This window comes from Pseudoalteromonas sp. 2CM41L, from assembly GCF_023161905.1.
In the GTDB taxonomy this organism is placed as follows: Bacteria; Pseudomonadota; Gammaproteobacteria; order Enterobacterales; family Alteromonadaceae; genus Pseudoalteromonas; species Pseudoalteromonas atlantica.
Window position 1 is genome coordinate 297,940 of sequence record NZ_JALNTN010000001.1, and the last position, 23,905, is coordinate 321,844.

The 23,905-nt window shown below is 39.9% G+C and carries 20 protein-coding genes; 11 read left to right on the plus strand and 9 right to left on the minus strand.

All coding sequences use genetic code 11. The annotated features are described in order from the left end of the window. Positions 1-47: 47 nt before the first annotated feature. From MTF64_RS01310 to MTF64_RS01320, 3 genes are all read left to right on the plus strand, one after another. Positions 48-542, plus strand: coding sequence for a hypothetical protein (locus tag MTF64_RS01310; RefSeq protein WP_248450200.1), 495 nt, complete (start codon positions 48-50; stop codon positions 540-542). Then, positions 543-728 carry a DUF1289 domain-containing protein gene (locus MTF64_RS01315; RefSeq protein ID WP_248450202.1) on the plus strand — a complete coding sequence of 62 codons (186 nt, stop codon included), beginning with the start codon at positions 543-545 and terminating at the stop codon, positions 726-728. Positions 729-791: 63 nt separating this feature from the next. Continuing rightward, the gene (locus tag MTF64_RS01320; RefSeq protein ID WP_248450203.1) at positions 792-1,598 is read left to right on the plus strand and encodes a glycosyltransferase family 25 protein; all 807 of its coding nucleotides are present in this window, start codon (positions 792-794) and stop codon (positions 1,596-1,598) included. Between the two features lie 8 nt (positions 1,599-1,606). Here MTF64_RS01320 and MTF64_RS01325 read toward each other — a convergent pair whose 3' ends face one another. The 3 genes from MTF64_RS01325 to MTF64_RS01335 all read right to left on the minus strand — a co-directional run bounded on the left by MTF64_RS01325 (position 1,607) and on the right by MTF64_RS01335 (position 7,198). Then, positions 1,607-2,878: an aminotransferase class I/II-fold pyridoxal phosphate-dependent enzyme gene (locus MTF64_RS01325; RefSeq protein ID WP_138577195.1), complete on the minus strand. Its 1,272-nt coding sequence runs from the start codon at positions 2,876-2,878 to the stop codon at positions 1,607-1,609. A gap of 314 nt (positions 2,879-3,192) precedes the next feature. Beyond that, on the minus strand, positions 3,193-5,274 hold the full coding sequence (locus MTF64_RS01330; protein WP_248450205.1) for a bifunctional diguanylate cyclase/phosphodiesterase: 2,082 nt from the start codon (positions 5,272-5,274) through the stop codon (positions 3,193-3,195). Between the two features lie 133 nt (positions 5,275-5,407). After that, positions 5,408-7,198 carry a M61 family peptidase gene (locus tag MTF64_RS01335; RefSeq protein ID WP_248450207.1) on the minus strand — a complete coding sequence of 597 codons (1,791 nt, stop codon included), beginning with the start codon at positions 7,196-7,198 and terminating at the stop codon, positions 5,408-5,410. A 203-nt stretch (positions 7,199-7,401) separates the two neighbouring features. On the opposite strand from MTF64_RS01335, the gene MTF64_RS01340 reads away from it, so the two are divergent. The 6 genes from MTF64_RS01340 to MTF64_RS01365 all read left to right on the plus strand — a co-directional run bounded on the left by MTF64_RS01340 (position 7,402) and on the right by MTF64_RS01365 (position 14,492). After that, a complete protein-coding gene (locus MTF64_RS01340) occupies positions 7,402-8,937 on the plus strand; it encodes a GGDEF domain-containing protein (RefSeq protein WP_248450209.1) in 1,536 nt (511 codons plus the stop codon). Between the two features lie 79 nt (positions 8,938-9,016). Then, positions 9,017-10,360, plus strand: coding sequence for a nucleotide 5'-monophosphate nucleosidase PpnN (ppnN, locus tag MTF64_RS01345; RefSeq protein WP_004586396.1), 1,344 nt, complete (start codon positions 9,017-9,019; stop codon positions 10,358-10,360). Between the two features lie 10 nt (positions 10,361-10,370). After that, positions 10,371-11,144: a flap endonuclease Xni gene (xni, locus tag MTF64_RS01350; RefSeq protein ID WP_248450211.1), complete on the plus strand. Its 774-nt coding sequence runs from the start codon at positions 10,371-10,373 to the stop codon at positions 11,142-11,144. A gap of 69 nt (positions 11,145-11,213) precedes the next feature. Further along, positions 11,214-11,600 carry a DUF3192 domain-containing protein gene (locus tag MTF64_RS01355; protein ID WP_004586398.1) on the plus strand — a complete coding sequence of 129 codons (387 nt, stop codon included), beginning with the start codon at positions 11,214-11,216 and terminating at the stop codon, positions 11,598-11,600. Positions 11,601-11,606: 6 nt separating this feature from the next. Beyond that, the gene (locus tag MTF64_RS01360; protein ID WP_248450213.1) at positions 11,607-13,295 is read left to right on the plus strand and encodes a hypothetical protein; all 1,689 of its coding nucleotides are present in this window, start codon (positions 11,607-11,609) and stop codon (positions 13,293-13,295) included. A 189-nt stretch (positions 13,296-13,484) separates the two neighbouring features. After that, a complete protein-coding gene (locus tag MTF64_RS01365; RefSeq protein ID WP_004586400.1) occupies positions 13,485-14,492 on the plus strand; it encodes an isocitrate dehydrogenase in 1,008 nt (335 codons plus the stop codon). A 204-nt stretch (positions 14,493-14,696) separates the two neighbouring features. Here the strand turns inward: MTF64_RS01365 and MTF64_RS01370 are convergent, their stop codons facing one another. Beyond that, positions 14,697-17,696, minus strand: a complete 3,000-nt coding sequence (locus MTF64_RS01370) for an immune inhibitor A domain-containing protein (protein ID WP_248450215.1) — start codon at positions 17,694-17,696, stop codon at positions 14,697-14,699. Positions 17,697-18,140: 444 nt separating this feature from the next. Here MTF64_RS01370 and MTF64_RS01375 point away from each other — a divergent pair, with 444 nt between their 5' ends. Together MTF64_RS01375 and ilvN are read left to right on the plus strand one after the other, a co-directional pair. Beyond that, positions 18,141-19,865 carry an acetolactate synthase 3 large subunit gene (locus MTF64_RS01375; protein ID WP_248450217.1) on the plus strand — a complete coding sequence of 575 codons (1,725 nt, stop codon included), beginning with the start codon at positions 18,141-18,143 and terminating at the stop codon, positions 19,863-19,865. Further along, complete coding sequence (ilvN, locus tag MTF64_RS01380; RefSeq protein WP_004586403.1) at positions 19,865-20,362, plus strand: acetolactate synthase small subunit; 498 nt, start codon at positions 19,865-19,867, stop codon at positions 20,360-20,362. Before MTF64_RS01375 ends, ilvN begins: the two co-directional genes overlap by 1 nt. 208 nt (positions 20,363-20,570) lie before the next feature. Here ilvN and MTF64_RS01385 read toward each other — a convergent pair whose 3' ends face one another. From MTF64_RS01385 to MTF64_RS01405, 5 genes are all read right to left on the minus strand, one after another. Beyond that, positions 20,571-20,846 carry an HU family DNA-binding protein gene (locus MTF64_RS01385; RefSeq protein ID WP_004586404.1) on the minus strand — a complete coding sequence of 92 codons (276 nt, stop codon included), beginning with the start codon at positions 20,844-20,846 and terminating at the stop codon, positions 20,571-20,573. 206 nt (positions 20,847-21,052) lie between these two features. Continuing rightward, positions 21,053-21,592: a DUF3833 domain-containing protein gene (locus MTF64_RS01390; protein ID WP_024031747.1), complete on the minus strand. Its 540-nt coding sequence runs from the start codon at positions 21,590-21,592 to the stop codon at positions 21,053-21,055. Between the two features lies 1 nt (position 21,593). Continuing rightward, positions 21,594-22,067, minus strand: a complete 474-nt coding sequence (locus MTF64_RS01395) for a chalcone isomerase family protein (RefSeq protein ID WP_248450520.1) — start codon at positions 22,065-22,067, stop codon at positions 21,594-21,596. Positions 22,068-22,117: 50 nt separating this feature from the next. Continuing rightward, on the minus strand, positions 22,118-22,630 hold the full coding sequence (locus MTF64_RS01400) for a DUF2878 domain-containing protein (protein WP_029774497.1): 513 nt from the start codon (positions 22,628-22,630) through the stop codon (positions 22,118-22,120). Further along, on the minus strand, positions 22,605-23,867 hold the full coding sequence (locus MTF64_RS01405) for a cyclopropane-fatty-acyl-phospholipid synthase family protein (RefSeq protein WP_248450219.1): 1,263 nt from the start codon (positions 23,865-23,867) through the stop codon (positions 22,605-22,607). Before MTF64_RS01405 ends, MTF64_RS01400 begins: the two co-directional genes overlap by 26 nt. Positions 23,868-23,905 lie beyond the last annotated feature (38 nt).

Genomic DNA, 23,905 nt, shown 5'->3' on the forward strand with positions numbered 1-23,905 from the left:
CATAGGTTGCGTATGGTGCAGCTTATCGAATTCTTTTAGCGTTGCTTATGAATAAATCAATTATCACAGCCTTATCCTTATTGGTACTAACAGGCTGTGTAAGCCAAAAAGCCCCTGCGCCTAAAATAGTAAAAACGCAAAACGCATGTAGCCCACTAAACACATTACTTAATGCGCACACTAACGGCTTTAATGCAGTAAAAGCAAATAAAGTGGGAAATGATTTTATAAACCAGTGGCATGCTAATACTCATTTTATAGGCAATACCTGCACCATTACTCAACATAATAAACAGTTTAGTTATCAATGCACGAGTGAAAACAAACAAGCCCATGCCACAAATCTACATATACAAACAGTGGATAAAATACGTCAATGTGTAGCGTCACAAGGCTGGTACGAAAATACGAAAGAGTCAGCAACTTCAATGAGTAGTAACTTTGTTTTGGATGAAGCTCATCCAGTTATCACCTTATTTACCTCTCAAAGCAGAACGCGCTATATTACCCGTTTTGAAATTGCTCCACCGCTAGGAAATTAAATGCAAAAAACTACACACTCAAACACTAAGTTAAAAACAGACTGTTTAGGCATATGTGAGCGCCGCAGCGGTTATTGCACTGGCTGCGGGCGAACTAATGAAGAAATATTTGATTGGATCATCCTCAGCCAAGAAGAAAAAAACGCCATTTTAGCGCAGCCGCGAGCTGACTTAAAAAAGCCATAAATTTGCCACTTGCGTGTAACAGCCCCCCTTTAGTATTGCTAAAAACGGTAGGGGGTGAACATCATGGCAGCATTATTTGTAATAAACTTAGCGCGCTCCGCGCAGCGACTCGCAAATACTCAAACGCAACTGGCACGTGTTAACTTGCCATTTGAACGGATTGATGCCGTAGATGGCGCACAATTGAGTACACAACAAAAGTTCCTACATTACAGCCCGCAATTGAATAAACAGCAGTATCACTATCCGCTTAGCAATGGTCAAATCGGCTGCTATTTAAGCCACCGTAAAGCATGGCAAAAAATAGTTGATGAAAAACTAGATTACGCAATTGTGCTCGAGGATGACTTTTATATTGATGAGAGCATTCAAAATGCGATAAAAAATATTGAGCAGCTACAGCAGCCCTGGCAGCTTATTAAACTCGCCGCTTATGAAAACCGCACTCGCCCTATTGCCTATCAGCAAAACCTAAATAACCACCAGCAATTAGTCATACATAAAAAGCTAATGACCGGCTGTTGTGCTACGGCAATAAGCTATGAAGGGGCTAAGCAATTACTTAAAGCCACTGCTCAATTTGGCCGCCCTGTAGATTGCGACTTACAACATATTTGGGAAACCCGCGTAAATGGTTTTTCGCTTATGCCATACCCTGTTTCGCAAAATACAGACATACAGAGCGATATTGCAAGCTGCGCTACTAAAACCAAGGTTAAAAAAGCTTTTTTTAAACGTAAGTTTCAACAATTACACAGCGGCGTTTTAAATAAACTTTATACAAATGCATTTATAAAACAAACCAAGCAAATTAAACCTAATAAAAAAGGCGCTACAAAAGCACCTTCTTTACTCACGCAAGGTTCTTAATTTTATAACTATGCTTTATCGAGCGCTTGGCTTACATCGGCAATAATATCGGCAATGTTTTCAATACCGACTGATAGGCGAATTAAATCACGGCTCACACCTGCGTTTGCAAGCTCTTCATCATTTAATTGGCGGTGCGTGGTTGACGCTGGGTGACAAGCCAGCGATTTAGCATCGCCAATATTAACTAAACGCAAGATCATATTAAGCGCATCAATAAAGCGCGTGCCTGCTTCAAGGCCGCCCGCAATACCAAAACTTAAAATGCCTGAGGCTTTACCACTGGTGATTTTTTGGCTCATTGCATTATGTGGGCTTGATGTTAAACCAGCGTAGTTAACCCAAAGTACTTTAGGGTGATTTTCTAAGTATTCAGCCAGTTGCTGCGCGTTTTCGCAGTGACGATCCATTCGTAAACCTAAGGTTTCTAGGCCAATTAAAATGTCAGATGCGTTTTTGGGCGCAAGTGCTGCACCGGTATTTCTAAGTGGCACTACTCTACAACGACCAATAAAGGCTGCTTCTGCAAAGGCATCGGTATAGACCACATTGTGATACGACGGATCGGGCTCATTCATCATTGCAAAGCGTGTGGCATTGGCTTTCCAATCAAATTTACCTGAATCAACAATCATACCGCCAATAGCTGTACCGTGTCCGTTTATATACTTTGTCAGTGAATGAACCACTATATCGGCACCTAGCTCAAATGGGCGGCATAAATACGGGGTAGCCACAGTATTATCAACAATAAGTGGCACCCCTTTACTATGAGCAATATTAGCTAAACGCTCAATATCGACGATATTACCTGCCGGGTTACCAATGGACTCACAAAATACTGCGCGGGTATTATCATCAATCGCGTCTTCAAAGGCGCTAAAATCATCAGCCTTAATCATGCGTGCTTCAATACCTTGGCGCGGTAACGTATGAGCAAATAAGTTATATGTACCGCCATATACTTGGCTGGTGCTCACAATATTAGTGCCTACTTCACACAAGCATTGAATAGCATAGGTAATAGCTGCCATGCCCGAGGCTACCGCTAGCGCGCCAATGCCCCCTTCCATTGCAGCAATACGCTGTTCAAGTACGGCATTGGTTGGGTTCATTATGCGGGTATAAATATTGCCTGGTACTTTTAAGTCGAATAAATCAGCGCCATGCTGCGTATTATCAAACGTGTAAGATGAGGTATTATAAATAGGCACTGCTGCTGATTTAGTGGTTTCTTCAGACTCGTAACCATGGTGCAGTGCTAATGACTCTAGTTTCATAATTATTTCCTTCAATATTGTGATGATTAAACCTAGCATCATTAGCTAATAAAATGCACATGAATTAAATTAATGAATTATGAGTGTGAGGGGTATTAAAGTTTGCGGGATGAGTTTTACTCAATCTAGTGGGTGTTTTATTTAACTACGTAGGTTTTGTTTTATCTAAATACCAAAGCAGTAGCAGTAAAGCCTATCATATTAATGTGTAGCGTTATTTGGCTAAAGGGTTTAAATACTAAATGCGGTGGGCTGCTCAATTTACGCTATTTAAAGCTCAATGAGTTTTAGGTTAACACTTATAATAAATGTACTTATAACGCTTTAAAATCAAGTAACTGTAGCGCAGGCAGCGGTTTACTAAAGTAGTAACCTTGAATCAAATCGCAATTTAGCTCGGCTAGTAGTTTTTGTTGTGCTGATGTTTCTACGCCTTCAGCTACCACACTTAAGCCTAAGCTATGCGACATTGCAATTGTGGCTTTAACTAAGCTGTAGTCTTCTTGGTTTTCGGTAATACCACAAATAAAGCTGCGATCTATTTTTAATACCTCAAACGGATATTGCCTTAAATAGCTAAGCGATGAGTAGCCTGTGCCAAAGTCATCCATGGATAGTTTAATACCGAGCTTATTAAGTGCATGCAACGACTCTGTAATATTGGTTTGTACGCTCATTAACACGCCTTCGGTTATTTCAAGCTCGACATTTTTAGCACTTACTCCGGTTTTTTCTAACGTGCTTGCTATAAAACTTAGCAGCTCTGAATCTCTAAATTGGCTTGGTGATAAATTAATTGCCATGCTGTAGTTTTGTTGAGAGCTTGCCTGCCACTGCGTTAAAAATGCTAATGCCTGCTCAATAACAAACTTTCCAATAGGAATAATTAAACCTGTTTGCTCTGCTAACGGAATAAACTCATCGGGCATAACCTTACCAAGCACACTATTGTTCCAGCGTAATAGCGCCTCAGCCCCAATTATTTTAAGTGTTTTAGCATCGCATTTAGGTTGGAAATACAATTCAAATTCGTTTTTTTCAAGAGCAACATGCATCTGCGCTTCTATTGCTAACCGCCTTTTTATGGCGGTATTCATTTCGCTGGTAAAGCAGGCGTAGGTGTTTCTGCCAAGCGCTTTTGCTTGGTACATTGCGGTGTCTGCATGGCGTAATAAATCAGAGGCTGTTACCCCATTATCAGGGTACAAAGCCACGCCAATACTTAACGTTAATAACAATTCGCGGCCATCTATTTCAAAGGGGGTTCTAAAGCTTTTAAGTAAGCGTGTAACAATCGCATCTAGCTGTTTTTTACTGTGTAGCTCTGGTTGTAAAATAATGAATTCATCGCCCCCTAACCTGCCTACGGTCGCGTTTTCATTAACTATTTGGCTCAGTTTATTTGCGGCGCTGATAAGTAATGAATCGCCAATTTCATGCCCGAGTGTGTCGTTTACTTTTTTAAAGTCATCTAAGTCGATAAAAATAACAGCGGCTAAAGTATTTTTTTCGCTCGCAGTGCTAATCAGCTGAGTAAGTCGTTTTAAAGAATAAAAACGATTAGGAAGTAGCGTTAAGCTATCGTAATAGGCTTGTTTACGTATAAGTTTGTCTGACTCATGCTGCTCTGTTATGTCGCGAATTATCACCATGACTTGGTCTGAATGATGTAAATAACTCACTCGCGCTTCGAAATACAACACGCCTTTGGGTACTAAAAGTTCGTATTCAAAGCATACATTACCTTTGTGAATTAACAGCTCTTGAATATTGTCTTTAAACATTTTGGCTACAGTATAGGGCAATACGCTAAACATCGATTTATTTAAAAATTGCTCAGGTTGTAAATGTAAGTTGCTCAAATCATTTGCGTGGTAATCAACTATGGTGCCATCCGGTTTGAGTAAAAAGTACAAATCAGGAATGGCTTCAAATACTTTTTCGAGCATCTGCTGTTTATCCATAGCTTGCGCTTGTGCTTGTTTTACATCGCTCAAATCTATGTCGATGCAGTACATCTGTTTTACCCCATGCTGATTTGTAAACATAACATGGCTTGAAAACACAGTGACATTGCTGCCATTTTGATGCTGTAATGTAAGCTCAGCCGCGGGTATTTCGATATCGTTTATGAGCCACTCACGATGAGCATCTATAACCGCATCTTGCATTGGGGGCGGAATAATTAAATCTTCTAGTTTTTTTCCGGTTGCGTACTCTTTTGTATAGCCATAAAGCAGCTCACTGCCTTTATTCCAATAAATAACGCGGCGCTGCTCATCGTATCCTTGCACAGAAATACTGTGTATCGCATCAAATAACTGATGCAGCGGATCGTTAAGCACAATTGATGTGAGAGGATTTGAGTGGTTTTTAATGACTTCATTTATACGCAACCTAGAGTTGTTATTAACACAATAATAGGACGTACTTTTAAAATTAGCACTTTTAGGTTGGTTTCTAGGTGATATACCTTTGCATAAGATATAAAAAAAGGAGCCAAAGCTCCTTTTATTAAACGCTATTATGTTAATCAGCTTGCACATTAATTGGGTGCTCTACCCCCATCCATGCTTTAAATAAAGCGCGTTGAGATAAAGTAGCATTTTTATCAGCAACCACCTTTTTAGGTTTATCATAATCTTGCGATAAAACGAGGGTTGTTGATTGAAGTGCATCGCGACGAATAAAATCGATAGTGACTTTTTCACCCGCTTTAAATACTTCTAAGCTCGATTTTAAATCTTTTCCAACATGCTGCTTGTTAACCGCCACAATTTTATCGTCTGTTGTGAGGCCCGCCTGCCATGCTGCTCCACCTCTGCGAACATGGGTAAGCGTTAATAACTCACCGCTATTTTTTGCAGTGGCATCAATACTTGCTAGTGGCTTAGCGCTCTCAGGGCGAGTAAGCTTTAAGCCAACTTTACCTAATAAAGCATCAAAATCTATATTAGCTGGGGTGCTCACGTTATCGTGCCACCACGTTGTGTAGTCTTCACCTGTTAGCTCTTTCAATATTGCCAGTACATCTTGCTCAGTAAACCCTTGTGGTAACGTGTGCTTGTTGTATAAAGCGTTGTGTACTTGGCGGTAGTTAACTTTTGCCTGGGTTGTTTCTAATAAATGTATATCTAACAACATAGAAAGCAATGAGCCTTCTAAATATATATTGGTGCTGTAATTACGCGCGTGGTCGCCGCCTTGGTTTATCCATTTATCAAAGCTTGTTTCACTGGCACTTTGTACTTCTCGACCTGGTGTTTGTAAGTGGCGATTAATCGTTTTACTCATCACTTTAAAAAACTCATCGGTGGTTTCTATGCCTGAGCGCACTAATAGATGATCTTCAAAGTAGCTAGTAGAACCTTCCGAAATCCATAATAAATTTGAGTAGTTCATGTTGGTGTAATCATAAGGCGCCAGCCCTTTAGGGCGGTAAGCTTTTACATTCCAGGTATGAATAAATTCATGCGCGGCGGTACTTATAAAGCCTAAGTAGTCTTCGCGGCTACCAAAACGATTCCGTGGGCGCTGTATAATGGTTGAGTTTAAATGCTCAGTTGCCCCGCCAGCACCCGATGTAGCATGCACCATAAATACATAACGCTCATACGGGTAGCTATTCCAAATAACATTACCTGTGGTCACTAATTTTTTTAAATCAGTAAGCATTAGTTGCTCATCGTAGTTGCCTTCGCCCCATATAACTAACTCGTACTGGCGGCCATCTACTTCAAATTTATGAAGTTTGTTAATTCCTGTTTCTATTGGTGAGTCTACCAGTACATCGTAGTCTGCGGCTTTAAAACTGTGTTTATTACTCGCATTTTCCATACCTGATACAGAGCGCCACGCTTTAGGCACCTTTAAATCTACGGTAACTGGTTCTTGGCGAAACGATTCACTAAACATAAAAAAGCCAGATGCATCAATAAACGCATGGCTATCGTCTATGTGGCGTGCACGTTTACCTAACTCGTTTGCATATACTTGGTAATCAATATTCACGTGTGTTGGCTCAGCTAAATGCACTCGCCATGTGCTGTGATTAATTTTTTCCCATTTTAATGCATTGCCATTGTCGTCTGTGGCCGCAAAGTAACGTACCCCATTGGCTAAATTTAATATTTCGTAGCGACCAGTACGCCATGCAGGCAATTTAACATCGATATGCGATTGCGCCGACTTTGGAAACTCTACACTTACATTACCTAAATGATGTTGTGGCTGTGTAATACTTAAAGAATAATTTACATCGGCTAACGCAGGGGCTGCACAACAGGCCGCTAACATTGACAGGACTAAACGCTTTTTCATAATGACTCAAGGTTACTTATTATTTGAAATAAGCCTAACAAGGCATAAATTAAAAGTGAATTAAAAACGACAAACAACCTAATAGCTCAGTTTACATGCAGGGTCTAAGTAAAAATGCTAAGTTTTTAATTAGATAACTACACTTAATATGATTTTGTTGTAAACTGAAGGTAATGTAATTAATACGATGGCGGTATGCTTAGGTGTCTGAAAACTCTAACGCTGTAGATAAAAAGTTAAAGCAAGCAATTGAAGCAAGGATAGCCATTGAAAATGCGCGTAAGCTCCAAGTTGATACTTTATCAAATCTAACTGCAAAATTGTCTTTAAGCTGTAAAGGGCTTGATATTGAGCTTGATAATAAACTCGCCAAATTTAGAAGTTCGCTAAATAAAGGTGTCGGGTTTGAAATATTATCCCCTTTAATAGATGACATTTTATTGTTACTGCAAAACCAAGAGGCGTTACAAACAGCCCATCAGCGAGAGCTGTTTTCGAGCGTACAAACAGCCGGTAAGCTTTTACAAAAAACCAAAGGCTTACCAGATGATACCCGCCGCACTTTAAGACATTTACTCGACCACGAAATTAATAATGTACAGTCTACGCACGACTACATTCCGATATTAAATCAGCTTATTAACTTTTATCACCATGCTTTGCATAGCAAGCTTTCAACCACGGATGAAACAAGTACCAATGCTTCTCCTCGTATGGCTAAAAAGCTGTTAGAGCTTGCAAATGAGCTGGTATTAGAGGATGAATCGACAGAACAAATTAAACAAATAAAAAATGCAATTACCGAAAACGATAATTTAGAAACCCTGCTGCAAGCCGCTTTAAATATAATAAGCGTCGTGGTCAAAAATATCAGTAAAGAGCGCCAATCGGCACAAAGCTTTTTAGTCTCGCTTAACCAAACATTAGAAGAGTTGCACTCATCAATCGTATCTACCAGCCAGCACTCTAAATCAATGGGGGAAGAGTTCGATACACTAAATAAACGTATTGAAGGAAAAATAAAGCATTTAAACGAGCAAACCCAATCTGCTACGTCTATTTCCTCTTTAAAAGAATTAGTTGATAACGAGCTAAAATCACTCAGCCAAGACTTTATTGCTAAAGAGCAGCTAGAAAGAAAAGACCGCGAAACGCTGATTGCCAGCTTTGATGAAATTAACGAGCGAATCGGCAGCTTAGAAGGCAAACTAACCAAATATAAAAAACGCCTAAACGAGCAACGCTTTAAAAGCTTACTCGACAGCCTTACAAAACTTCCTAATAGAGCGGCTTTTGATGAACGTTACAATCACGAGCTTCACTTATTTAATGTCCAAGCCTCGGATGTTACCCTAGTGGTTATTGATGTGGATCACTTTAAGTCAATTAATGATAGATTTGGTCATACTGCAGGCGATATAACCTTACAAGTTATTGCAAAGGCGCTGCAAAAATCAGTGAGGCAGTCTGATTTTATAGCCCGCTACGGCGGAGAGGAATTTGTACTACTTATGCCTGGGCTTTCGTTGTTAAACGCAGCGCAGCCGCTTGAAAAACTGAGAAAAGTGATTAAAAATATTCCTTTTAAATTTAGAGAAAAAGAAATAGAAATCACTATTTCGTTAGGCGCTACACAATTTAAAAAAGGCGATACACCGCTCAAAGCATTCGACAGAGCAGATGACGCCCTTTATGAAGCAAAGAAAACGGGTCGGGATCGCCTTTGTATGAGTAAATAATGTCATAATTCTCAATTAGTTTGAGTGCTAAAGTAGATGACATGCAGTTTTTACATTTTAAACAGCAAGGAGAATGCCGATGTTAATACAGTTAAACCCGACTGGGGTTTTAGATTTACTGTCACAATTGGAAGTTGATTTATTAGAGCAATCTTCAGCCAGTGAACGTTATCGACTTTTTAGAAACTGTGCCTTAGCCGTCCTTAACGTAGGCAGCCACACAGATGCAAGTAATGAAATTTACGACAAATACCAAGACTTTGATATTCGTTTAGTCAGTCGCGAGCGCGGCATTAAAATTGAGTTAGAAAACCCTCCCGAAACCGCCTTTGTTGATGGCGAAATAATTACCGGTATTCACGAGCATATTTTTTCGGTGATCCGCGATATTTTATTTATTTGCCAAAAATACGAAAAAGATCTTAAAGAACAAAAAGCCATTACCCACATGGTATTTGATATGCTTAGAAACGCCGGGGCGCTGCGCGTTAACAGCGAACCAAATATGATTGTGTGTTGGGGTGGGCATTCAATTAACGAAATAGAATATAAATATACAAAACAAGTCGGTTACGAGCTTGGCTTACGTGGTTTAAATATATGCACTGGCTGCGGCCCGGGGGCAATGAAAGGCCCGATGAAAGGTGCCACTATTGGCCATGCTAAACAACGTATTAGTGAAAACCGTTATCTTGGTTTAACCGAGCCTAGTATAATTGCCGCAGAGCCACCAAACCCTATTGTAAATGAGCTGGTAATTTTACCCGACATTGAAAAGCGCCTTGAAGCATTTATTAGAACGGCGCATGCAATTATTATATTTCCAGGTGGTGCAGGTACTGCAGAAGAATTACTTTATTTATTAGGTATTTTGCTGCACCCAGATAACGAAAAACAGTGTTTGCCTGTTATTTTAACCGGCCCTAAGGAAAGCGAAGCGTACTTTAGCGAGTTATGTAAGTTTGTAGAGCTGACATTAGGCAAAGAAGCCCTTGATAAGTTTGAAGTAATCATTGATGATCCAGCGCTAGTAGGGCAAAAATTAAAATCAGCTATGGCAAATGTACGTAATTATCGTAAAAGCCAAGGCGATGCCTACTACTTTAACTGGACACTTAAAATCGATAACGATTTTCAGCAACCTTTTGCACCTACGCACGAAAACATGGCAAGTTTAGATTTGCACCTAGAACAGCCCAAGCAGCAATTAGCGGCTAACCTACGTAGAGCGTTTTCGGGGATTGTTGCTGGCAATGTTAAAGATGAAGGCCTACGCGCTATAAAAGCACATGGACCTTATGTGTTAAGTGGTGAGCCTGATTTAATGAAAGATATGGATAAACTATTACAAGCATTTGTAGACCAAGGTCGTATGAAGTTACCCGGTAGTAAGTATATCCCTTGTTATGAAATAAAAGCATGAGTTTGACTATTTGAAACCCCATTTACTTTTAATTGATGCGCTTAATTTAATTAGGCGCATTTACGCAGTTGACGCTAACCAAACACACCATAGTGAAGAACAGATGCTAAAGGCCAGTTGCGCGCGCGTAGCACATGCTTGCAAAAAGCTTTTACAGTCAACAAATGCCACTCACGCTATAGCTGTCTTTGATGGCGACAAAAGCTGGCGCTACCACTTTTATAAGCAATATAAACACTCTAGGGCCCCCATGCCCGACACGCTTAAAAATGCGCTGCACAACTTTAAAGAAGCTATAGAGCAAACGGGTATCGTTGTATTTGAACCGCTTAACGATGAAGCCGACGATATCATAGCCACCTTAGCCGACAAAGCTGCAAAAAATAAGATAAACAGTACCATTGTTTCTACAGATAAGGGTTTTTTACCTTTTTTGAACGACTATATTTGTGTGTACGATTATTTTAAAAAGAGCTACCTAGATTGCGTCAGCATTGAGCAGCGCTTTGGTATTGAGCAAAGTAAACTTATTGATTTTTGGGCCTTAGCGGGTGATAAAACTAACGATGTACCCGGCGTTAAAGGCATAGGGACTAAATCGGCTCAGCTTATTGTAAATACCTACGAAAGCATAGATAGCGCCATAGAAGATGATGCCCTATCAAGCAGTATTCAAAGAAAGCTAGTTGAGCAAAAAGACATGTATGTTATTTCTAAACAATTAGTAACTTTGCGAACAGATATACAGCTAGGTTTTAGTTTAAAGCAGTTAAGGTTGCATTAGTCGCATGTTGATAGCACTGTTTAAGCGCACAACATATACTCACTTTATTGTTGCGAGTGTGAGTTAAAAATGATTAAAAAGTTTATAAGATACTTAATATTAGGGTTAGGCTTGTATGCACTCATTGCGACTTTAGTGATCACCTTTTATAAAGATGACCCGCAAGCAATGATTTGGCAAGACCGTGAGGCTTTTAACGAGCGATACATAAGAAAGCTGTCAATTGATGAGGCGGTTACTTTAAACAGTGTACTCGATTATTTAGGAAGCCCCGATTTAACCTATGCCAAACGTAACAAAGACCAAGTATGGCAGATTGTTTTTTACCGTACTCAGCACCAAACTTCAGATGGCATAACCACGATGGATGAATGCACCGGCTTATTATTTAAAAATGGTGAGTTATTTTTATGGGGCCCCAGCGCCTATACAACTTATCAGGAAAAGATCAGGTGATGGCCAATGGATGAGCCCATTTCAAAACAGTTAGTGCGGTTACTGCATAACACACATCAAATACTAACAATTTATAGTGACAAAACGCAGTGGCAACATCTTTATCCGCTTGTTGTACAAACAGCCCAGCACTATCGCGTTTTGTATCAGCAACACCCGCACGCTTTACAAGCGCGTTTAAGCTTGTACAACAGCCACTACGACTTTGCTACAAACCTCGTTATTAACCAATGTGTTATTAGCACCGCACTGTGCGCTAGCCAGCAATTTGATGACGAACTAACCGAGCTTTATATTGGTGTTGCATTGGTAGAACATTGCTGCGTTGTAGCGCAGCATAATAAAATTGCGCAGCAGCAAATGCTTACACTCAGCGATAAAAAAATATGGCGTTTTCGCCATCAGCTAGCAGCAAAAGTGTTGGTCAGTGCACAGCACCCTACTCAAAATAGCGTGCGTATGTTGGCTAAACTAAATAAGTATAAGCAAGCGTTACTAAGTACTAGCGACATAATGCTATATGACAATGCCATAACCTTGTGCGCATTAAGTAATATTATCGCGATGAACATCACCTATACATCGAAAAAGAACCCATTAAATTTTTACAAAGCTTTGGGTGAATTGTATGTCAAAACAGCTAACCCATTTGCGCAAAGGTTAATTAAGGATTTAATAGCGCATATAGGCCCGCACCTGCCAGGCAGTAAAATTGTTTACAGCGACCAAGCAATGGTTTATCTAGCAAGTGATGAGGCTAATAAGCATATACTAATTAATGCCAATAATGAGAAAAAACTGGCGTGGTACAAGGTTAAAACCTCACTTAAAGATCAACCACTGCAATGGCTATGTACTGATAAACGGGTATTATTTTTAGCCTGGAACAATGAGCACCTGGTACGTAAAGCCCCGGCGCAGATAAGTTCAAAGGCCGAGTTAATAGCGTTAGTGAGTCATATAAAAGTAGCGCATGAATACAGTTTTAAAGGCTTAGATAAGTTACTGGCCCCTTTTAGTGAAATAACACAGAAGCTCTGCCAAGCCGTCAGGCCCTATAACAATCAGCACCAAGCCGCCAAAGACTTACGCCATAGCTTGTCGATGGTCGGCTACGATAATGCACCGGCGATTATTCAGCGGGTTATATTTGAGCAATTAGTGGATACATCACATCATCCACACAAACACATCGTACTGAATAAACTTAATAGCTTTATTAGTATTTTAGCTTTAATGGTATGTAATAACCCAAAACAGCAATTTGAACATATAGCCTTGCCCATCTATGGTTACGTGCATTATTTATTAACCCATTGCAGTGCACAGCTCTGTGCAAAAGTAACCATAAGTAGCGTGCCTAACCAAACCTATAGTGCCCCATTAGCAGCCTTTTTTGGAGTGGAAACGATTAATAATGAACATTTAAATACAGAATTAACACAACTACTGAGTGATAATCCATGGACCAAGCCCCTACTCGATGCTGAACAACAACCTAAAAAAGAGCTAAACGAGCAGCACAAATTATGGATTAGTTTAAAGGTCGTGGCGCAAACTATTTTTAAACCCGCTCTGCCTTTAACGCCTTGGCAAAAACAAACTTTAAATGCGCAGCTAAAAGCACAAGGCTTTAAATCTGAGGATGATTTTTTTGCGCAACTGCAAGGCTTATCGCTATATAACAGCATTTAAGTCACTTATGCTGACTATAAGCACAGGTTATACCCTGTATTTATAGTATAAACTGGCAAAATGGGCGATAAGTTGGTATAAATGCGCCCTCAAAATATATCCACATACGTCACATAAATGACCTAACAAGCAGTTACTATTATTAGTAATAATTTATGTGCGTTTTTTATTCTTTTAAAGGAAAAGTCAATGGCCAAACAAACCATCACAGTGATCAAAGGCGACGGCATCGGTCCGAGCATTATCGACTCAGCACTTGAAATATTAAAAGCCGCAGGTTGCGATTTTGATTATGAATTTGTTGATGCAGGCCTTGCTGCACTAGAAAAAACTGGCGAGCTACTTCCTCAAGAAACAATTGATACAATCGCTAAAAACAAAATCACTCTTAAAGGCCCACTAACGACGCCGGTAGGTGAAGGTTTTACGTCTATTAACGTAACATTACGTAAGCAGTTTGGTTTATACGCAAACGTACGCCCTGTTAAATCATTTGTTGGTACTAAAGCACGTTACGATGATATCGATATCATTACTATTCGTGAAAATACCCAAGGTATGTACTCAGGTTTAGGCCAAGTAGTAAGCGAAGACGGTAATGAAGCAGAAGCTAAATCTGTAATTACTCGCGAAGGCGCTGAGAAAATCATCACTTTTGCCTACGAGTTAGCAGTACGTGAAGGCCGTAAAAAAGTAACCGCAGTACACAAAGCAAATATCTTAAAATCTACCTCTGGCTTATTTTTAAAAGTTGCACGTGAAGTTGCTGAGCGTTACCCGCAAATTGAATCAACTGAAATGATTGTTGACGCAACATGTATGAAGCTAGTTATGACACCTGAAGAGTTTGACGTTGTAGTAACAACTAACTTATTTGGCGACATTTTATCTGATCTTTGTGCTGGTTTAGTTGGCGGTTTAGGTATGGCACCAGGGGCAAACATTGGTGAAGATGCTGCTATTTTTGAAGCCGTTCACGGTAGTGCACCAGATATTGCTGGCAAGAACCTAGCAAACCCTACTTCAGTAATTTTAGCGTCTATCCAAATGCTTGAGCACTTAGATATGGGCGACACGGCTGAGCGTATTCGAAGCGCTGTAGCTGATGTAATTAAATCAGGCGATCGCACAACTCGTGATTTGGGCGGCAGCCACGGTACAACTGATTTCACTCAATCAGTAATCGACCGTTTATAATTTTACAAGGTTAATCTTGTTTTAAGCCTAAAAAGCCAGCATATTGCTGGCTTTTTTGTATTTTAACCTTTGCTGATAACATCACTTGGCATAACTACGCTATTTATTTTAAATAGAATTTTTAATGCAGCGAGCATCACCTTTTATACCACTGGTGTTAAGTTATTAGACATTTAAGTCAAATGCTTTTACTTCACAAAATCATTAAACTTTATTGCTGGTACGCCGGTAAAATCCACTTATCACTAATAGCGCAATGAAATAACTTATTGCCCCACCACTTGATGACGATTCACTTTGCGCCTCTTGTACCGAGACTGTTAGCTCACTACTTATAACTTCATTGGTTTGACTGTCTGTGAGCACAAGTTTTACTGAATAACTACCTGCACCTTGGTAATTATGACTTGGGTTTTGCGTTGTACCTAGTGGGCTGCTATCGCCATAATCCCAGCTATATGTATAATTACCAGAACCACCTAATGGTGAGCTATTGTATTGTACCGCTAAGTTATTTGCCGTATAGCGTGTACTTAATTGCAGCGGTGCGTTAACACTCAAAGCATGTTGTTGGCTAACACTTATCCCTTGCGTATCAGTTACAATTAACGCGAGGGTGTAATCTCCAGAGTAGCTAAATTGGTAATCTAGGTTTTCAGTTTGCGATACGGGTTCACCATCTATAAGCCAACTCATGTTGTAAGGTGCTTCTCCGCCAGTTACGATTGCTTGAGCAGATAAAATCGCACCGTTTAACTGATACGTTAAATTTTCAATTTCTAGCGGCTTTGTGATGGTAATTTGTTTAGTTTGTGTTTGCGTAGTCGTCTCACCCGTTGCCGAAAAGGTAACGCTATAGGTGCCGTAATCGGCATAGGTATGTGTAGGACTTAGCTCAGTACTCGATTGCCCATCACCAAAGTCCCATAAAAATGTATCTGTGGGGGTTAACTTTAAACCGGCTACATTAAAGCTAACGGTTGCCTCGTTTACTGTTGTGGTTATTTGTTGTAGCGCATCATAGCTAAGCAAAAGCTCTGCTGTTTCACTTTCAGGGTGTTGGCTGACTATTTCAAAGTTAAACCCTTGGGGAGTAAGCACCACACCTGATTCAGCCTGCTGCGTAAAGCTGTAATCAAAATGATCATTAAACTCACTAATGGCAGCTAAGTCTTGATCGCCTAAACCTGCACTTTGCTGATATAAACTAAATGCAGCATCGCGTACTTGTATAGGTGTATCTGCAAGTGTGGTGCTACTTGTACCGCGATAAATTGGCTTTTGATCCGCATCAACCACTAAATTAAAACCACCCCCTGGGTGATCAGTTGTGTTGTTGTTATCAAATGCACTATCGCTATACCATAATAAAACTCCCGGTGAATATTGCTCTGCTTGTAAGCCGGCATCCACACCTCTGTGCGCACGTAGCTGTATATAATAGTGGGCTGGTTTAGCATAAATATAACTACTCACGCGGCTAAAACCATTTAACGCTAAGGTCGACTCTGACTGCTCTGCGTTATTTTGCCAAATCACAGTATTGTTGTGTGTTATTTTTAAATCATCGGCTACAAAACCATAATACTGTGTGTTTGTATCGGTAATATACTCAATACTTAATGTTATGGTTTGTCCCGCATATTGTGTTAAATCAAACTCATGCATTAAAAAACCATTAGGTTGCTGCGCATCTGCATGTAAAAACGAATCACCAGTTATATACGGGCCTATATCGCCATAATAAGGATTTGTCTCGATTGTATAATTACTAGCTAAAGGAGTTTGATTTACCTTTACTTGTACAAGGTCATAGTCGCGCTCAATACTGTAGTAAGCTAAAAAGCTAAGTGTCAGTGGTGTAGCCGCCTCAGGTAAGGTCACGGTTTGTGAGAGCGTGTGTGTTAGATTGTTACCTGTACCAGAGTAAAATTGAAAATCACCTTCAACCGGGGTTTTAAATTTTTCTAGCTGCTGCGCAAGTGTCACTTTAATTTGGCTTTGCTGCTGAGAAAGTGAGCTAGTATAAACTAGCGACTGCTGAGGCTGGCTGTTCACTTCCTCCATGGTTAAATTAAGCTGGTTCACCCAATTGCCTTGGTATCTGTTTTGTAAATACTCAAGCGCCTGTGCACTAAACATAACGGGCTGTGAACCCCTAGGCCCACCAACCCAGCTACCAGTAGACATTATTGACCAAGACGATACAGGCTCACCCACGGTATTTGACTGTAAATCGTACTCATCTGCTAAACCTAAGTCGTGACCAAATTCATGCGCAACGACACCTATGCTGGCATCTATTGGGTTTATCGTATAACCCGATAACTTAACGCTACTACCCGCAATACTGACAGGTTCACTGTTTTCATCAAATACGTAGTAGCGGTGAGACCAAATTGCATCAACGCCTAAATAGCCTCCACCGGATTCTTCACCAATACTGGAATGAAAAACCATAACATGGTCGATAATGCCGTTTGGCTCGTTGATAATGCCATCGCCGTCAATATCATCTAAATCTGTTAAATCATATTGCGTTAAATCAATATCAAATTGTGCAGTGGCTTTTTCTACTGCTTCTTTTATCAGTGCGGGGGCATTTATATCGCGTGTGTTGCCTACGCGCTCACCATAGGTTTTAGCATTACTATTTGCCCTAACCCACCCATATACTTGCCCGCTAAAAGTTAAGCTAGCGCCTGATGCGTCGTAATAATAATCGTATACGCTGCTAAGTGTTTCATTATTAGGGCCTACAAACCCACCCTCATTAAAAAGCAATTGTTGGTAATGCTCTTTTGTATAATTTTCGTAATACATATCGGTATCATCATCAACTAGCTGATTGTCATCGTGCTTTAAATCAGGAAAATCAATTAAGATAGCCAGTACTTTAACCTCATTTAGCGCGTTGCTAGGACTAGCCGCACTTGCATATTGCAGCTGCTTATTGGCTTGCTTAGCGGTTAAGCGGGCTTTCATAGTAGAAACAGGTTTTAACTGCGAAGGGTTAAGCCGTTCAATATTCGCTAAGTAGCTTTCAACCGTTGGCTTGTTAGTGGTTTGTTGGGTATCAGCGCGTTTATTTAACCAATACTCTATTCTTTGTTTGTTAATAATACCTGGGTCATGCGCACTGGTATTTGCTGCGTTAAGATTTAGGCTGCAAAGGAATAAGCCAAGCCATATTATTTTTTTCACTGTATCTTCCCCAGATAAATTATTGCTCTATCATACCTAATATATGCATTAAGCACAGCGCTCAAATCACCTATTTACCCATTATGGTTACTCGGTAAAATTAGCATAATTTCTTCATATTTTTTATATAACTACAAATAGCGTGCAACTTTTTAGTATTAAAACAAATTAATTTGAAATTTTAATCCAAAACAGCCCTTTCAAGGTTGACATAAGCACGTAAAACCCTTAAAAATAACCCCATATAGAATTTTTAATCTAAAGCAGCATTTTGCTTTTTATAAAGTGACAATTATGAAAAAACAACTTCACCTTTTAATCGTACTCGTAGTGGTCTTAGTGATAAGCCCAGCGGGGATGTATTAAAAAGTGAAATTGCTTTTTAAAAACCCTCGCACTACGCGGGGGTTTTTTTATGCATAAACAGCGCACAGAGGAATGAGGATGAGCAAACAAGAATATAATGGTTCTGAACTAGTTGTTCAGGCATTAAAAGAGTTGAAGGTTAAGTATATTTTTGGCTACCCAGGTGGATCGGTTTTAGATTTATACGATGCACTTTTTCAACAAGAAGATATTGAACATATTTTAGTGCGTCACGAACAAGCCGCAACCCATATGGCTGACGGTTATGCCCGTGCTACTGGCGAAGTTGGTGTTGTACTTGCTACCTCAGGCCCTGGCGCAACTAACTGTATTACAGGTATTGCCACCGCTTATATGGACTCAATCCCGATGGTGGTTTTATCGGGGCAAGTACCTACTAGCTTGATTGGTGACGATGCATTCCAAGAAACTGACATTGTTGGTTGTTCTCGCCCAGTTGTAAAACATAGTTTTAACTGCAGGAGCGCTGAAGAAATTCCGGCTATTTTGGCAAAAGCGTTTTACATTGCAAGTACTGGCCGCCCAGGACCCGTTGTTGTTGAGCTACCAAAAGATATGCTTAACCCTGCTATTAAGTTTGAGTACAACTTCCCTAAAACAACAGAGCTTAGAACCTACAGCCCAAATACAAAGGGCCACTCTAAACAAATTCGCAAAGCGGTTACCGCAATTTTAGAAGCTAAAAAACTGGTTATATACTCAGGTGGCGGTATTATTTTATCTAACACCTCTGAGCAATTAACCCGCTTAGTTGAATCGCTAAATGCACCTATCACTAATACATTAATGGGCTTAGGCGGTATTTCGGGTATTCACCCAAATTACGTGGGTATGCTGGGTATGCACGGCACGCTTGAAGCCAATAAAGCCATGGCAAATGCCGATGTAATTTTAGCACTGGGAGCGCGTTTTGATGACCGTGTAACCAATAATGTTAAAAAGTTTTGCCCTAATGCAACCATCGTTCACGTTGATGTAGACCCGAGCTCTATTTCTAAAACGATTAAAGCACACATTCCGGTTGTGGGCTGTTTAGCCACTGTGATGGAGCAACTGCAAGCTGGCATAGATAAAAGTAGCATTCAAATTGATCGCAGTGCACAAGAGGATTGGTGGCGACAAATTATTAGCTGGCGCGAGCAAAAGTGCCTAAGCTACAACACCGATGGGGATAAAATAAAGCCTCAAGCTGTTATAGAAGCAGTGTATAAAGCCACTAATGGTGACGCATATGTAAGCTCTGATGTGGGTCAGCACCAAATGTTTGCAGCGCAATATTATCCATTTAAAAACCCTCGCCAATGGATCAATTCAGGGGGCTTAGGCACCATGGGCTTTGGCTTACCAGCAGCTATGGGTGTTAAGCTTGCCTTTCCTGATAAAGAATCAGTGTGTGTAACCGGCGATGGCTCAATCCAAATGAATATTCAAGAGCTATCAACATGCTTACAGTACAACTTGGCTGTAAAAGTGGTTTCGCTAAATAACCGCTCATTAGGCATGGTACGCCAATGGCAAGATATGATTTACGGCGGTCGCCATTCATCTTCATATATGGACTCATTACCTGATTTTGTAAAACTTGTTGAAAGCTATGGCCATGTAGGCATAAAGGTAGATACTTTAGATGAGCTACAACCTGCTATAGATAAAGCCATGAGCATTAACGACCGTTTAGTATTTTTAGATATTAACGTTGATGAAAAAGAACATGTATATCCAATGCAAATTAAACTAGGTGGCATTGATGAGATGTGGTTACGTAAAGGAGTAAAAGCATAATGCGTCGTATATTATCTATTTTATTAGAAAACGAACCGGGAGCCTTATCTCGCATTGTTGGGCTTTTTTCACAGCGCGCCTACAACATAGATAGCTTAACAGTGGGCACCACTGATGATGAGTCACTGTCACGTATCACCATTACCACTATGGGTGATGATAGAATCGTTGAACAAATTACTAAACAAGTTAATAAATTAGTTGATGTACTTAAAATTATTGATTTGACCGAAATGAGTCACATCGAACGTGAATTATTACTTGTTAAAGTATTTGCCCAAGACGAAACCACCCGTGCAGCGGTTACACGCGTTGTAGATGTGTTCCAAGGTGCTATTTTAGATATGGGACGCCAAAGCTACAGCTTACAACTGGTAAGCAGCACAGACAAAATAGAATCGTTTTTAGACACCCTACGCCATGAAACCGACATTATTGAAGTGGTGCGCTCTGGTGCTGTAGGGATCGGCCGTGGTGATAAAGCATTAAAAGCGTAATTAATTAAAGCTTAAACGTTAAGCGTTTTATATTAAATCCCTGCTAAGCAATTAGCAGGGATTTTTTATGCTAAGCCTTGCCTTACAACGCCCTGCATTAATACCTAATTAGGCATGTGAGAATAAGCTTAGGTAAGCTCACTACTTTAATGCAGGCAAAAAAAAAGAGCTAAATAGCTCTTTTTTAAAAAATTCTGTAAAGCGCCAATTAAGGGTTTACTTGGTCTTTAAGACCTTTACCTGCTTTAAAGCTTGGGATAGTTGCCGCTGCGATTTGGATCTCAGCACCCGTTTGTGGGTTACGGCCAGTACGTGCTGCACGTTCTTTAACTGAGAAAGTACCAAAACCTACTAATGCAACTGAATTACCTTCTTTTAAAGAAGAAGTTACAGCGCCAGTAAACGCGTCAAGTGCACGTGTAGCAGCAGCTTTAGAGATTTCTGCATCAGTAGCGATTTTTTCAACTAATTGAGCTTTATTCATTGTTAGATTCCTATTCGTTATTATTTTGCCTTCGCAAAACCTATCTTTATGCATTTTTAAGGAGTTAGCAACAGCAAATTGCATTTTTTGCTTAAATACTTCGAAAATGCGTAAAATTTTAATAATTCTCGGTAAAATACAGCGTGTTGGGTTAACTAAAACTTAATTTAAGTACACAAAAGGCACACTTTAAATAACACACTGCTCTATATTTTTTCGATAACTAAGGTCACTTCCCCAACCTCGACACCAAACTTAACAATAGACGTTCGGTTTATCAAGCGCGATTGTGTAACCAGGTACATCCAATCATCAAAATTCACCTCAAGCGTACTACCGTCATAGGGTAAGGCCACATTATAGTTCCAATGAAACACACTACCTGCGCTTTTACCGGTTGCAATGCCAAGCACATCATCAGCACGTCCCACTAAGCTATTATCGTCATTAAGGGTGACATACCAAATACGCTTTTGTGTTTCACCATCGTCATACACAAAGTCTTCCTCTATAACGCCCTCGTTACCTTCCCAGCGAGCATTCATAGTGACAACAAGTTTACGTGTGAGTTCGCCTTTATAATCTTGCACAACGCCGTATGCTTTCAAATCGCCACTAAAAAACGCTTTAAAATCAAATTCTGGGTTGCTGCTATTGTAGTGCTCTACTTTTGGCGCGGAGCAGCTCACTAAAAATAATGCGGCCATTAAAATACATAACTGTTTAAATTTATTTATATTGCGCATGTTAAATCCCTAATAATTGTTTTCTAAGTGCTGGCTCTGAGGTGTTTGGGCTTAGCCAAATAGCTAAAAACTGATTGGCAAATTGCAAGTCACTAATTTCACCTAACTTTTTGTCATTATGATAAAAAGTAGCCTGACCGCTTGGTGATGTTTGTAAGCTTAACGACTCGCCTTTTTTAATGTCTGGCCAAAGAGTGAGCAATTTATCAGCATACTTAGCAGATAAGTCACTTTTACCTAAATGCTGCCATTGCTCTTTAGTGGCTTTAACAATGTCTTTTGCTGCAAAGTCTCGCAAATAGGTGAGCGTAAATTTAACGGGGTGCGCCCCCTGTTTGTAACTCCCTGAGCGGGTGTATAACGTTGCATCGTAAACATCCCAAAATAAATATTCCATGCGCGCCTCGCCCACTTTTTTAAAGTCAGTTTGCTCTTCGCTAAAGCTCAATGGGGTAAAAAAAGTAGCCATAATCATTGCGGCCGTTATTGCACATATTTTTGCGGTGATATTCATACAAGCTCCTGTTATTGCTTGCTAAAATTTATAATCGCTTTAATTTTTTGGTTAATAATAAGAATTAATGTAAAGGCAGCAGCCCAAAGTGCGCCGTACAGAAGCCAAAACATCCACACAGGTGAATAAATACTAAGCACGCCAAATTGAGCGCCTGAATAATAACTAATTGGCGCAAAGGCTAAGCACACTAAATAGGCTTGCCAAAGTTTTAGATTAGTAATAAACGCCATTGATGTGTTTAAGCAAAGCAATAATGCGGCCCATAGCAAGGCTAACCAAAGCGGAAAAGGGGATACTTTAAATTCCAAAAGGTTTAGCTGCACAGCAAGGTATTCACATAACAGCGCAATTGGTAAAGCTTTTACTAAAAGCAACGCGTCGAGCTTATGCTGCTTTGATAAAACAAACATAAGCACAACAATACCAGAGGTGTATAAAACAGATTGAGCTTCTAAAAACAGTGATAAAAACCACACTGTTTGAAAAAGCACAAAATTAATAATTAAGGGCAATTTCGTCATTTTGACTAGTAAAACGTGGTTTACGCGCCGTTAAATGAACGGTGCTGGTTGCTCGCGTTCTAAAAGCGCCTTCGCAGTAAGCAAAGTAAAATAACCATAATCTGTAAAAACGCTCATCAAACTTGTCACTGTCAAGGGTGTGCCAGTTATCAATAAAGCGTGTGCGCCAATCGGCTAGTGTTCTAGCATAATGCGCGCCTATGTCGCTTACAGTGTGAATAACCATATCGGTATTGTTCTTAATTTGCTCGCTCATCTCATTAATTGAAGGCAAACAACCACCGGGGAAAATATACTGCTGAATAAAGTCAGAGTTTTTTAAATAATGTTGATAACGTTGATCGCCAATAGTGATCGCTTGGATAAGCATTGCACCGTCTTCTTTCAGCAAACTATTACATTGCTTAAAAAAGCTTGGTAGGTATTCATGTCCTACTGCTTCTATCATCTCTATTGATACAAGCTTGTCGTATTGACCTTCTAATAAACGGTAATCAAGCTTGAGCAAAGTTATATTATTTTCAAGTCCTAACTGTTTAACCTTGTTTTCCACATAGGCATATTGCTCATCAGAAATCGTTGTTGTGGTCACATGGCAGTTGTAATGTGTGGCCGCGTGAATCGCAAACGCCCCCCAGCCTGTGCCAATTTCAATAACTGAATCGCCTTCGTTTATCTCTACCTGCTCACAAATTTGTTTAAGCTTGTTTTGTTGAGCGTCCTCAAGAGAGGCGTCTTTTGATGGATAAACAGCGCAGGAGTAGAGCATTTCCTCGCTTAAAAATGACTCGTATAAATCGTTACCTAAATCATAATGTGCAACAATATTCTTTTTCGACCCAGATTCTGAATTGCTGTTTTTGAGATGGTTAAAACGGTGGGCTAAGCCACTAAAAAACGAGAATTTTTTTTCAAAAGCATCTAGTTGTTTTTGGTTTATGGCAAAAATTTCGATGAGTTTGGTCAAGTTATCACACGACCATTGCCCAAGAATGTAAGACTCACCAGCACCTACACTGCCAGATAGCGCAAATGCTTTATACATGGCAGTGTCGTTAACGGTAATCGTGGTTTTTAAGTCTGAATGTTGTTGACCGAATACTGTTGAGCGACTGTTCTCAACTAACACTATTTGGCCTGTTTCAATACTTGCAAAGGCTTTGGTGACTAGCTTTTTATATAAGTTTGTAAACCAACCAGTTTGCTCTTGGCAGTTTATACTCGAGACTTTTTCCATCTTAAACCCTTTATAATTGTATCGCTACCCGCAACTAA

Excerpts from the sequence above, each read along its gene's own strand:
- MTF64_RS01355 (WP_004586398.1), top strand. The coding sequence starts at position 11,214 with ATGATTAAAAAGTTTATAAGATACTTAATATTAGGGTTAGGCTTGTAT.
- MTF64_RS01310 (WP_248450200.1), top strand. The coding sequence starts at position 48 with ATGAATAAATCAATTATCACAGCCTTATCCTTATTGGTACTAACAGGC.
- MTF64_RS01335 (WP_248450207.1), bottom strand. The coding sequence starts at position 7,198 with ATGAAAAAGCGTTTAGTCCTGTCAATGTTAGCGGCCTGTTGTGCAGCC.
- MTF64_RS01395 (WP_248450520.1), bottom strand. The coding sequence starts at position 22,067 with ATGATTATGGCTACTTTTTTTACCCCATTGAGCTTTAGCGAAGAGCAA.
- MTF64_RS01400 (WP_029774497.1), bottom strand. The coding sequence starts at position 22,630 with ATGACGAAATTGCCCTTAATTATTAATTTTGTGCTTTTTCAAACAGTG.
- MTF64_RS01320 (WP_248450203.1), top strand. The coding sequence starts at position 792 with ATGGCAGCATTATTTGTAATAAACTTAGCGCGCTCCGCGCAGCGACTC.
- MTF64_RS01325 (WP_138577195.1), bottom strand. The coding sequence starts at position 2,878 with ATGAAACTAGAGTCATTAGCACTGCACCATGGTTACGAGTCTGAAGAA.
- MTF64_RS01375 (WP_248450217.1), top strand. The coding sequence starts at position 18,141 with ATGAGCAAACAAGAATATAATGGTTCTGAACTAGTTGTTCAGGCATTA.
- MTF64_RS01405 (WP_248450219.1), bottom strand. The coding sequence starts at position 23,867 with ATGGAAAAAGTCTCGAGTATAAACTGCCAAGAGCAAACTGGTTGGTTT.
- MTF64_RS01385 (WP_004586404.1), bottom strand. The coding sequence starts at position 20,846 with ATGAATAAAGCTCAATTAGTTGAAAAAATCGCTACTGATGCAGAAATC.
- MTF64_RS01360 (WP_248450213.1), top strand. The coding sequence starts at position 11,607 with ATGGATGAGCCCATTTCAAAACAGTTAGTGCGGTTACTGCATAACACA.
- ilvN (WP_004586403.1), top strand. The coding sequence starts at position 19,865 with ATGCGTCGTATATTATCTATTTTATTAGAAAACGAACCGGGAGCCTTA.
- ppnN (WP_004586396.1), top strand. The coding sequence starts at position 9,017 with ATGTTAATACAGTTAAACCCGACTGGGGTTTTAGATTTACTGTCACAA.
- MTF64_RS01315 (WP_248450202.1), top strand. The coding sequence starts at position 543 with ATGCAAAAAACTACACACTCAAACACTAAGTTAAAAACAGACTGTTTA.
- MTF64_RS01390 (WP_024031747.1), bottom strand. The coding sequence starts at position 21,592 with ATGCGCAATATAAATAAATTTAAACAGTTATGTATTTTAATGGCCGCA.
- MTF64_RS01365 (WP_004586400.1), top strand. The coding sequence starts at position 13,485 with ATGGCCAAACAAACCATCACAGTGATCAAAGGCGACGGCATCGGTCCG.